The sequence below is a fragment of the Piscirickettsia litoralis genome (genome assembly GCF_001720395.1).
Taxonomy (GTDB): domain Bacteria; phylum Pseudomonadota; class Gammaproteobacteria; order Piscirickettsiales; family Piscirickettsiaceae; genus Piscirickettsia; species Piscirickettsia litoralis.
This window is the reverse complement of record NZ_MDTU01000001.1, coordinates 1,728,696-1,739,739: the sequence shown is the minus strand read 5'-3', so window position 1 is coordinate 1,739,739 and position 11,044 is coordinate 1,728,696. Positions and strand designations below refer to the sequence as shown.

Annotated in this window: 12 protein-coding genes and 1 pseudogene; all 13 read left to right on the top strand. The window is 37.6% G+C overall.

What is annotated here, in order from left to right:
• The first annotated feature begins 253 nt into the window (after positions 1-253).
• Complete coding sequence (locus BGC07_RS08665) at positions 254-589, top strand: hypothetical protein (protein ID WP_139121658.1); 336 nt, start codon at positions 254-256, stop codon at positions 587-589.
• Positions 586-828: a phosphatase PAP2 family protein gene (locus BGC07_RS23870; protein ID WP_077216825.1), complete on the top strand. Its 243-nt coding sequence runs from the start codon at positions 586-588 to the stop codon at positions 826-828. Before BGC07_RS08665 ends, BGC07_RS23870 begins: the two co-directional genes overlap by 4 nt.
• An 80-nt stretch (positions 829-908) precedes the next feature.
• Positions 909-1,361, top strand: coding sequence for a low molecular weight protein-tyrosine-phosphatase (locus BGC07_RS08660; RefSeq protein WP_069312777.1), 453 nt, complete (start codon positions 909-911; stop codon positions 1,359-1,361).
• 35 nt (positions 1,362-1,396) lie between these two features.
• Entirely contained in the window at positions 1,397-2,542 is a 1,146-nt protein-coding gene (locus BGC07_RS08655; RefSeq protein ID WP_069312776.1) for a polysaccharide biosynthesis/export family protein, read from the top strand.
• A 15-nt stretch (positions 2,543-2,557) separates the two neighbouring features.
• Entirely contained in the window at positions 2,558-2,722 is a 165-nt protein-coding gene (locus tag BGC07_RS20615) for a hypothetical protein (protein WP_158006897.1), read from the top strand.
• A complete protein-coding gene (locus BGC07_RS08650) occupies positions 2,658-4,820 on the top strand; it encodes a polysaccharide biosynthesis tyrosine autokinase (protein ID WP_317135125.1) in 2,163 nt (720 codons plus the stop codon). Before BGC07_RS20615 ends, BGC07_RS08650 begins: the two co-directional genes overlap by 65 nt.
• Position 4,821: 1 nt before the next feature.
• A pseudogene (gene galU / locus BGC07_RS08645) lies at positions 4,822-5,671 on the top strand (UTP--glucose-1-phosphate uridylyltransferase GalU).
• A gap of 7 nt (positions 5,672-5,678) precedes the next feature.
• Positions 5,679-6,551, top strand: a complete 873-nt coding sequence (gene rfbA, locus BGC07_RS08640) for a glucose-1-phosphate thymidylyltransferase RfbA (protein ID WP_069312774.1) — start codon at positions 5,679-5,681, stop codon at positions 6,549-6,551.
• Positions 6,548-7,552 carry a dTDP-glucose 4,6-dehydratase gene (gene rfbB / locus BGC07_RS08635; protein WP_069312773.1) on the top strand — a complete coding sequence of 335 codons (1,005 nt, stop codon included), beginning with the start codon at positions 6,548-6,550 and terminating at the stop codon, positions 7,550-7,552. Before rfbA ends, rfbB begins: the two co-directional genes overlap by 4 nt.
• A gap of 20 nt (positions 7,553-7,572) precedes the next feature.
• Positions 7,573-7,986 (top strand): adenylyltransferase/cytidyltransferase family protein, encoded by a 414-nt coding sequence (locus tag BGC07_RS08630; RefSeq protein ID WP_069312772.1) that lies wholly within the window; start codon positions 7,573-7,575, stop codon positions 7,984-7,986.
• Between the two features lie 22 nt (positions 7,987-8,008).
• Complete coding sequence (gene asnB, locus BGC07_RS08625) at positions 8,009-9,931, top strand: asparagine synthase (glutamine-hydrolyzing) (RefSeq protein ID WP_069312771.1); 1,923 nt, start codon at positions 8,009-8,011, stop codon at positions 9,929-9,931.
• A gap of 123 nt (positions 9,932-10,054) precedes the next feature.
• Complete coding sequence (locus BGC07_RS08620; protein ID WP_069312770.1) at positions 10,055-10,618, top strand: oligosaccharide flippase family protein; 564 nt, start codon at positions 10,055-10,057, stop codon at positions 10,616-10,618.
• Positions 10,516-11,044: lipopolysaccharide biosynthesis protein (locus BGC07_RS08615; RefSeq protein WP_158006969.1), on the top strand; the 529-nt coding region annotated here is incomplete at its 3' end. The genes BGC07_RS08620 and BGC07_RS08615, both read left to right, overlap by 103 nt.

Here is an 11,044-nt window from a genome sequence, read left to right as displayed (position 1 = left end):
CAGTGAAACACCTTTGCGCCGATGATAGTGTGGCGTTTGCCATGTGAAAGTAGGACATCACCAAACTCTCATTCCTAAACCCCGATCTTCTATGAGGTCGGGGTTTTTTCATTATTTATATTATTTTTTTCAATCTTAAGCTAAGACAAAGAAAGTAATATGGAGATCTTTAAATTTTTCTTTTTATTAAGAGTTTTGGTTAAAGATGACTCCAGTTAAGTTACTATCAAAATCGCTATTGTTTTGCTTTGTAATGATTATATTGATAATCATCAGCTATTTTTACATTGATCGTGAGTTAGCTGAGTGGGTTAATCAACAGCATGTAACAGAAAACTTATTTTACAATCTGTCTGTTAAAATTCCTCCTGCTCTTTATTTGCTTTCTGGGGGTTCACTAATTGTTTTGTTGATGCTTTCCAGTGTTAGATCATTGAAAAATTGGGAAAAAGTACTCATTGTTGCTGGAATAAGCCAATATTGTGCTATGGGCTTAAAAGTAGGAATGAAGTACTTTTTTGGCCGGTATACTCCAGAAGTTTATTTGGCTCAACACCTTTACGGTTTTAATTTTTTCATGAGGGAATGAAGTATTACTCTTTCCCATCTGGTCATACAACAGCAACGGTTTCTTATTTAGCTGTAATTTGGTTAAGGTGCAGAATATTGCGAGTTATTGTTATATTTTTGTCATTATGTGTTGTGATATCATTAATTGCTTTAAATATGCACTACTTAAGTGATGTATTGTCTGGAATAATGCTTGGAACTATGGTTGCTATATTCTCTAATCAGCTGATTTTTAATGAAAATAAAAGTATTTGTTAAAAGCTATTCACAGCTTGATTTTGTAGCTCAGTCGTATTACTATCTCGCTTTTATATTCATTTTGTGGATCGATGTTTCCTATGTTCAATAAGATATTAATGGTGTGTGTGGGTAATATTTGCCGCAGCCCTGTAGCAGAAGCGTTGCTCAAAGCTTTTTTTCATAAAAACGCCATAGGAGGCAAAGCCGTTGAGTCAGCGGGTATCGCGGCATTAATTGATAATTCGGCTGATCAATTTTCAATTGAATTGATGACTGATAGAAATATCGATATTCAGGCGCATAGAGCAAGACAATTGACTGCTGAGCTTGTAAAAGAATTTGATTTAATCCTCGTGATGGAGGATGGGCATAGAAAGCATATTGAAAAAGAGTTTGCCTTTAGCCGAGGAAAAGTGCATTGCCTAGGTAAATGGCGTAATGAAGATATCAGTGATCCCTACAAAGAGCCTCGGGAGGCTTTTGTAAAGATGGTTGATCACGTTGAAGTTTGTCTGGAAGATTGGATAACAAAATTCTGGCTGAAAAGTTAATACTTTTAAATTTTTATAGTGTGTAGAGAGTTGTAATGAGAAAACTGTTACTTGTGTTACCGTTGATGGTGTTGTTATCGGCCTGCTCAGCGCCTGGAATGCATATGGATCAAGATGATTTAACACCTGAGTTGAACGCTCAAGGCAAAATTGTTAAGCCACAGGTGCAAACGATTAATGCGGAACTTATTCAAAAAGAAATGCGTGCGACGCAAGAAAGGATGAATTACGCTCGAAAGCATTATAAGAGCCCCGTTAGCTTTATAACAAGCCGGGCTGGTTATCATTATACTGTTGGTTCGCAGGATGTTTTGCGTATCATTGTTTGGAACCACCCAGAGTTGAATAACCCGGCCAGCACACAAAACGCAACGAGTATTTACGATGTCGGTTTTACTGTGGATCAAAACGGTGATATTTATTATCCATATATCGGTGCAGTAAAAGTTGCAGGTAAAACGACGGATCAGATTCGAGCGATACTCACTAAGAGGCTGGCACTTTATGTTAAAAAGCCACAGATTAATGTGGTGGTGATGCAATTTAACAGTCAGCATATCAATATTACCGGCGCTGTGAAGTCGCCAAGTGTGGTTCCTGTAACGAATGTCCCTCTTACTGTATTGAATGCGGTGACAAAGGCGGGTGGGCCGATTAGTTGCGGTAATAATACAGATACCCAAGGCAGTGTAACTTTATGTGCCGATGTGCAAAGAGTTGCAGTAACGCGTGATGGCAAAACAACTTATGTTAATTTAAATACCTTGCGCTCACCGACAGGCTCCTCTGAAAACTGGATTTTGAAAAATGGTGATGTCGTTAATGTGCCGAATAATAACCAATCACGTATTTTTGTCCTTGGTGCTGTGAATAAGCCAGGTGCCTTTAATATGGTGGACGGTGAGATGACGCTCCAGCAGGCGATTGGCAATGCGGCAGGTGCGAATATGCTGGCAAATCCTGCATATACCTATGTTATACGTAATTACCAAAACAACCCTCAGATTTACTTGTTAGACGCGCATTCTGCAGATGCTTTGATTTTGGCGAGTCGTTTTGAATTAAAGCCACAAGATGTTGTCTTTGTCTCGAACTCTAAGATTGCCAACTTTAATGCGGTATTGAACCAGATATTACCGACATTAAACACCGCAACTAGTATTAAATACTTAACGAATTAAGGTGGAGTGCTAGTTATGGCGACCCAAACTCAAAATGATAAAATGCTTGATGTTGATGTGATTGATATCAAGCAACTTCTTGCAACGTTGCTGGATAAGAAAAAAATCCATCTTAGTGACAACAGTTGTGTTTTTTATTATCGCAGTGCTTTTTTGCTTGTTTCGTGTGCCTATCTATAATGCCAATATTTTAATGGATGCAGATGCAGGAAGTGGAAGTGGAAGCCTTTCTAGTGTAATTAGTGGGGAGTTACCATCTATCCTCGGTACTAGCCAAACAAATGCTAAAGCTCAAACAGAAGTAAACTTAATACAGTCACGCAGTGTTTTAGAGCCAGTGATTAAATCTTTGCACTTAGATGTAGTTGCTGAGCCTGACTATTTTCCGGTGATTGGTAAAGGTTTGGCGCATCGTTATGATGCGACTAATTATTCGAATGAGTATGCGAGTCCGCCATTATGGCTTTCAAGCTTTGCTTGGGGAGGAGAGAGTATAGATATAGGTCAGTTTGAAGTTTCAGAGCCTTTGAAATCATCTGCAACAATCTCTAACACTTTTACCTTGGTAAATCTAGGACAAGGGCGCTATGAGCTTTATGACCCTAAAAATAGAATGCTTGGTAAAGGTGAGGTCGGAAAGCCTTTTGCCAAGCAACTTAATAGTTTTACTCGAGTGTACTTGTTGGTGAATAGCTTACAGTCTCCTGTTGGAGTTAAGTTTAAGCTTAAAGAGTTGCATATGATGGATGCACTAAAAGCAGTGTCTAAAAAGCTAACAGTAGGATTAGCAGGGAAAGAAACACCTTTAATAAACTTAGGGTATACAAGTTACAGTCCAGAAAAAACAGCTGAAATTCTAGATGCTATAGCAGATCAGGCGGTTCGACAGGACATTTACCGTAAATCGGAGCAAGCAGCGAAAACTTTATCATTTCTAAATAAGCGTATCCCGTCTGTTCAACAGTCTGTTTATCAAGCTGAAAAGGCATTGAATGATTACCGTGCTAAATCAGGTAATGTATCATTGACTGATGAAACTAAATTAGTAATGAAGACAATCACTGATTTAGAAACAAAAATTTACGACTTGAGAGTTCAAAAAGCTCAGCTTTTACAGCAGTTTACTGAACGTAGTGTACAGGTTGAGCAGGCAAATACTAGTATCGCTGCATTAGAAGCTCAGCTTCGTTCTTTGAACATACGTCTGAAAAGTTTACCACAGGCAGATCAAGTCGCTGTAAACTTGGTGCGTAATGCAAAAGTACAAAATGCCATTTATACTAATTTGATGGAGAAGATCCAGCAGTTTGAATTATTAAAAGCAGGCACAGTTGGAGATTTATCGATTATTGATTATGCCAATGTGCCTTATAAAAAATCAAATAAATCGGGAGCGATTATTGTTATATTGGCTGGTTTAATGGGTTTCTTCTTAAGTGTAGCTTATGTGTTTATTCGCAAAGCCTTGTTCCAAGGTATAGAAGATCCAGACATTATTGAAAATCGCCATGGTTTGTCTGTGCTAGGGACGTTATTGGCTAGTAAAGCTCAAGAACATCAGATCAAAGAGTTTAAGAAAAACAAAGTGATGCAATTAAAACTGTTATCTGAATTAGACCCTATGGATATGACAGTAGAAGCTTTGCGAAGCTTGCGTACAAACTTAACGTTTGAGTTGGCAGCTGCCAAAAATAATATCATCAATATCTCCGGTCCATGCCCAAATGTGGGTAAAACCTTTGTTTCTGTCAATTTAGCGCACGTACTCAGTGAAACAGGTCAACGTGTTTTAGTCATCGATGGAGATTTGCGCCGAGGCTCGATGCATGATTACTTTGGCTTATCACGTGAGCATGGTCTTGTTGATGTGTTAGAAGGCAAGTTAACCACTGAGCAAGCTGTGCATAAAACTCATATTGATAATTTGGATATGATGCCGACAGGCGCTTTAGTTGCTAAGCACGCTGAGTTATTAATGAGTAATAAGCTCGGTGAAGCTCTGGAGCAGTTATCATCAAGTTATGATGTGGTCGTTATTGATACCGCGCCTATTTTAGCGATTACTGATGCAAGTTTAGTCGCTCAGTATGCTGGTACGAATATCGCGGTCTTTGCAGATGCGATGCATGATGATAAAGAAATTGAGTTGACAATTCACCGTTTTGAGAAAGCAGGTGTGAAGTTAGCGGGCTTTATCTTTAATAATATGCAACTCGCAACGACAACATTGAGCAATAAATACAAATATGCCTATCGCTATGAACCGAGGAAAAATTAAGATGAAAGCTATTCGTAAAGCTGTATTCCCCGTTGCAGGTTTAGGTACTCGTTTTTTACCTGCAACTAAAGCAACGCCTAAAGAGATGTTGCCCGTTGTAGATAAGCCGCTGATTCAATATGCAGTTGAGGAAGCTATCGCAGCAGGCATTACAGAAATTATTTTTGTGACTAGCTCTAATAAACGTGCGATAGAAGATCACTTTGATAAAAGTTTTGAGCTGGAAAGTCGCTTGGAAACAGCGGGCAAAGAAAAGTTACTTGATGCAGTCAGGAATATTTTGCCAAAAGGTGTGAGTGTTTCTTATATTCGTCAATCAGAACCTTTAGGCTTGGGCCATGCTGTACTTTGTGCAAAGCCTTTAGTTGGCGAAGAGCCTTTTGCGGTATTGTTGGCCGATGACTTAATTGATGGCGGCGTACAGCCTTGTTTGGCACAAATGGTTGAAGCTTATCAGCAATCAACAAATGTATTAGCTGTGCAGCCTGTGCCCATGGACGAAGTTCATCAGTACGGTGTAGTAGCGACAGATGCCCAGCAGCGTATACAAGCGATTGTAGAAAAGCCGGCTAAAGAGAAAGCGCCTTCTAATCTTGCAGTGGTTGGTCGTTATATTCTAGATGATCAAATCTTTTCTCATCTAGAAAAAACGCAAAAAGGCGCAGGTGGTGAAATTCAATTGACCGATGCTATTGCAACTCTTTTGGCAGAACAGTCTATTTTAGCTTATGAATTTACTGGTAAGCGTTATGATTGTGGTTCTAAAGCAGGTTTTTTCAGAGGCAACAATTGCTTATGCACTAAAGCACCCGGAATTAGCTGAACAAGCTAAATTAAGTTTAAAAGGATAAAAAACTTATGAAAGGCATTATCTTAGCAGGAGGCTCTGGCACTCGCTTACACCCGGTCACTCAAGCAGTGAGTAAGCAGTTGTTACCAATTTATGATAAGCCGATGATTTACTATCCATTAACGACTCTGATGTTAGCGGGTATTACTGAAATTTTAATTATTAGCACTCCTCATGATTTGCCACAATTCAAAAAATTGTTGGGCGATGGGGCGCGTTGGGGGATTAGTTTATCCTATGCCGAGCAACCAAAGCCTGAAGGTTTAGCACAAGCGTTTATTATTGGTGAAGAATTTATCGGTGATGATAATGTTTGCTTAGTTCTTGGTGATAATATTTTTTATGGTCAAGGCTTGCAAGAATTTTTTACACAAGCAATAAACCAATTAAAGGGTAGTGTTGTATTTGGCTATACCGTCAATGACCCTGAACGCTATGGTGTTGTGACATTTGACCAATCAGGGCGTGTAAAAAGTATTGAAGAAAAACCAAAGAAGCCTAAATCTAATTATGCTGTTCCGGGCATTTATTTTTTTAACAATGAAGTGATTAAAATATCTAAATCTCTTAAACCCTCTCAACGAGGAGAGCTAGAGATAACAGATGTCCTAAAAGCCTATCTAGGGCAAAATAAATTAGAGGTGATTCAATTATGTCGTGGTTTTGCTTGGTTGGACACAGGCACTCATGATTCTTTACTAGAAGCTTCTGATTATATAGCGATCTTAGAAAGGCGGCAGGGGTTAAAAATTGCTTGTCCTGAAGAAATGGCATGGCGCATGGGATATATCGATAGCAAAGCCTTATTAAAACTAGCTCAAGAATTGACTAATACGACTTATGGTGCTTATTTGAAGTCTCTTGTTGAGGTTGGGCTATGAAGCAGCAGCTTTTAGTCACAGGTGCGGCAGGTTTTATTGGCTGTAACTTTGTGCGTTACATGCTGAAAACGCACAGAAATATACATATTATTAGCCTAGATAAATTAACTTATGCGGGTAGTTTAGATAATTTAAAAAATCTACCAGATGAATCACGCCATACCTTTGTACAAGGCGATATTTGTGATCGTACTTTAGTTGATCAGTTGTTACGCGAGCATAACATAGATACAATTGCGCATTTTGCCGCAGAATCTCATGTTGATAACTCAATTGAAGATCCTGGTGTATTCGTAGAAACGAATGTCATGGGTACATTTACCTTATTAGAGTCTGCACGTAAGTTTTGGTTAGAAGAAAAAAAATGGACTGGAGAAGATTGTCGTTTTCATCATGTGTCTACTGATGAGGTCTATGGGGCTTTATCCAAAGAAGACCCTGCATTTACTGAAGCTACAGCCTATGCGCCAAATTCGCCTTATTCAGCGTCTAAAGCTGGTTCTGATCATTTAGTACGCGCTTATTTTCATACATATGGTTTGCCCGTTACTACGTCAAATTGCTCTAATAATTATGGCCCTTATCAGCATAGTGAGAAGCTTATTCCAACGGTCATCCGTTCATGTTTGGCCGAAAAAGAGATCCCCGTGTATGGGAATGGCTCAAATATTCGTGATTGGCTGTATGTAGAGGATCACTGTTCTGCAATTGATACGATTATTCGCAAAGGTAAACTCGGTGAAGTTTATAACGTGGGTGGTAATAATGAAGTTGATAATCTTGCACTGATTAAAACAATTTGCCAGATTTTAGATGAGAAACAACCACGTAAAAATGGCAAGTCATATCAAGATTTAATTACGTTTGTGACAGACCGTGCTGGTCATGATCTTCGTTATGCTATTGATGATAAAAAAATAGCTTATGAATTGGGCTGGCAGCCTGTGCATAAATTATCTAGTGCTTTAAACAAAGTGATAGATCTAACTGTTAATTTATAAATGAAGAGGTAGTAAATATTATGGTCGTTGGTTATACAACAGGAGTTTTTGATCTTTTCCATATTGGGCATTTGAATTTATTGCGCAATGCAAAGGCGCTATGCGATAAATTAGTGGTTGGTGTTACAACAGATGAGCTAGTAAGTTATAAAAATAAAAAGTCAGTTATTCCCTTTACTGAGCGTATGGAAATTGTGCGTTCTATCGAGTATGTAGATGCTGTTATTCCACAAGAAGACATGGATAAGTTTGGCGTGTGGGAGAAAATAAAGTTCGATATTATGTTTGTTGGTGATGATTGGTATGCTAGTGAAAAGTGGCAAGATTTCGAAGAACAATTTAAGCAACGCGATGTGAAAATTGTCTTTTTCCCATATACAAAAGGTACGTCTTCTACCTTGATTAATGAAACATTAAACAATCTTAGAAAATAATTTTAAGTAGGTTATAGCATATATGTGCGGCATACTCGGTCAAATTAATTTAACAAACGCAGCCTGTGAGATTTCTCCACCTCTTTTTAAGGAGGCGCTGGAATTTCAACAACATCGCGGTCCTGATGGTGAAGGAGTTTTGCATGAAAAAAACTTCTCATTTGGACATAAAAGGCTAAGTATTATTGATTTATCCAATCATGCTGCTCAACCAATGCTTTCTGAGGATCAGCAAGTTGTGCTTACGTTTAATGGTGAAATTTATAATTACCTAGAAATTAAGCAAGAGCTTGTTGAGCGAGGTTATATATTTAAAACGCAGAGTGATACAGAAGTGCTATTAAATGCGTATCATGCATTTGGCATTGCATGTGTTGATAGGTTAATTGGTATGTTTGCGTTTGCTATTTATGACAAGCGCACTCAAGAAAGCTATATTGTGCGCGACCGACTTGGTATAAAGCCTGTTTATTATTGGAAAGGCAGTGACAGACTTATTTTTTCTTCAGAGGTAAACTCAGTCTTAAAATTGTCTTCTTGTGATAAAAGTTTAAATATGAATGCAGTGTCTTCATACTTTTCATATCGTTATCCAATATTAGATGACAGCTTTTTTGACGGAATTGATTCACTCGCCGCAGGCCACTATGTGCATATTAAGCATGGGCAAATCACTGTTAAGCAATACTGGAATCTTGCCGATAAATTTGCTGAGCAGCAAGTTGACCATGGTGAAGACTACTATACAGAAAAACTAAGAGAACTGTTACATTCATCGGTTCATTATCGAATGATTGCTGATGTTCCTGTGGGGTCGTTTTTATCTGGAGGTGTGGACTCCAGTGTCGTGACAGCTTTAATGGCAAACGCTACTGATAAACCAATTCAAACATTCACAATTGGCTTCAAGGAAGAAGGTTATAATGAATTTGAGTACTCTAAAGTCATTGCTGAGCAATATAATACAAACCACCATGAAATTCAGTTGACGGGAGATCAATACATTGATGAGATGAGTAAGCTTATTGCTTACAAGGGGGCTCCTCTTGCCGTGCCCAATGAGGTACCTCTTTACTTGATGTCCAGAGAACTTAAAAAATATATTACTGTTGTGCTTTCAGGTGAAGGGGCAGATGAACTATTTGGTGGTTACGGGCGTATTTTTAGAGCGAGCTACGATTATGAGCGCCTTGTTAACCAAAATGCATTAAGTGAAGCGGACAAAAATATATTTTTAAATAATTTTGAATCAGAATATGGAAGGACTCATTTTAGTAGTGAATTAGAGCATTTTTTATCATTGTATCGATATACATCATTTCATGATAAGTACTCCATGTTTAATCAAGAAATTGATGCAGGAAAAATTGAGGGTAGGCTGACTAACCATTTTGCAAATACATTCAATGAGATCCAGGACTATTCGTACTTTAATAAAATGAGTTATGCGTTTGTTAAGGTGCATCTTCCTGGCTTATTGCAACGCTTAGATACAACGACAATGGCTGCTTCTGTTGAGGGCCGTGTACCATTTGTCGATCACCGCTTAGTTGAATTTGCAATGACGGTCCCCGAAAAATATAAACTGAAATGGTTGTCGGAGAAAAGCCAACAGCAAGCAAATACGTTGTTAGCCAAAGATATTTCTGAAAAATATGATACACCTAAACATATTTTAAAAAAGAGTTTTGAAGCAGAAATTCCTAATTCTATCTTGTACAGAAAGAAAATGGGCTTTCCTGTGCCATTAAATGATTGGTTTGGCGGGGAGTTTAATGACTTTGCAAGGGAAATGTTGTTAGCCTCAAGTGCTAAGTCGAGATGGATGTATGATCAAAAAGAACTGAGTAGACGACTTGAGCCTATGAATTTAACTAATCATCGCAATGCAATGACGGTATGGATGATGTTAAGTATCGAGCTGTTTTGCAAGCAGTATTTTTAAGGCAAATAATGTTATTAAATTTAATATACATGTTTATTTCCAATTTTGTCAGGCTGGGATCGGTAGCAGTCGTCTTCTTTGTGTTAGCCCGTGTTTGGGGAGTCGAGAATTTTTGGTCAGTTTATGTATTGCTTTGCTATTGTCTCAATTCTGCAAGTTATCATGGATTATGGCTTTAGCTTACAAGTTGTAAAAGATATTAGCGAAGATAAGAGAAGGTTAGCCAGTGTAATCAGTGCAAGTATTACGGTTAAGCATTTTGTTACGCTATCAATATATTTATTTTCGGCTGCGTATTTTTATTTTTTTAATCATGACGTCCCCTTGCTTTTGTTCTTTGTTTTATTAGTTTCTGCTACTGTTGATTCATATTTAAATTATTTTTTATTACCTTACCAAGCGTTAGAAGACTTTAAAACAACTTCTAGAATTATGCTTTTTTATAACACCTTGGTGATCGTTCTAATTTTGATAGGTATATGGAGTGGCTACTCTAGCCCTGTAGCAGTAGGTATTTTATTTTTACTTGCTCGAACAAGCGCTTTTATTGTTAATTTTTTACTTATTAAAAAAGGTTTCAAGAAATTAAATTCTTTGTTTTTGATGTTAGGCGATTTTATCCTTACTTTAGAAAAAGTATCTCATATGCTCTACTTGCTTTTTTCGCAACAGCTTATATGCAAGTAGATACACTGATTATTAAGCATTACCTTGGTACAGGAGATGTTGGTATATATCAAGCAGGAATGCGAATATTGCTAGCCGCGATGCTAATAAGCAACGTTTTTAATTCTATTTATCTCCCTCGGGCAGTTATTTTGAAAGAGAAAAAATCAAAAGATATGCTGATAAATTTGCAGAGACGAGCTTTTTACTTGCTAACATTCTTAGGCATGTTAGGAGTCATATTTTCTCTGTTTCTTTCTAAACAGTTAACTATTGTTTTATATGGTGCACAATATATTGATTTAGTTAAATATTTGCCTATATTTGCTTTTATTGCAATGATGAGGTACTCCGGAGCAGCTTATAGTGTTTTACCTACAGTTTTTGATAATCAGTTTTTAAGGTGTATTTTTCTCTTATCTACTTTTACTGTTAACATAATATCAA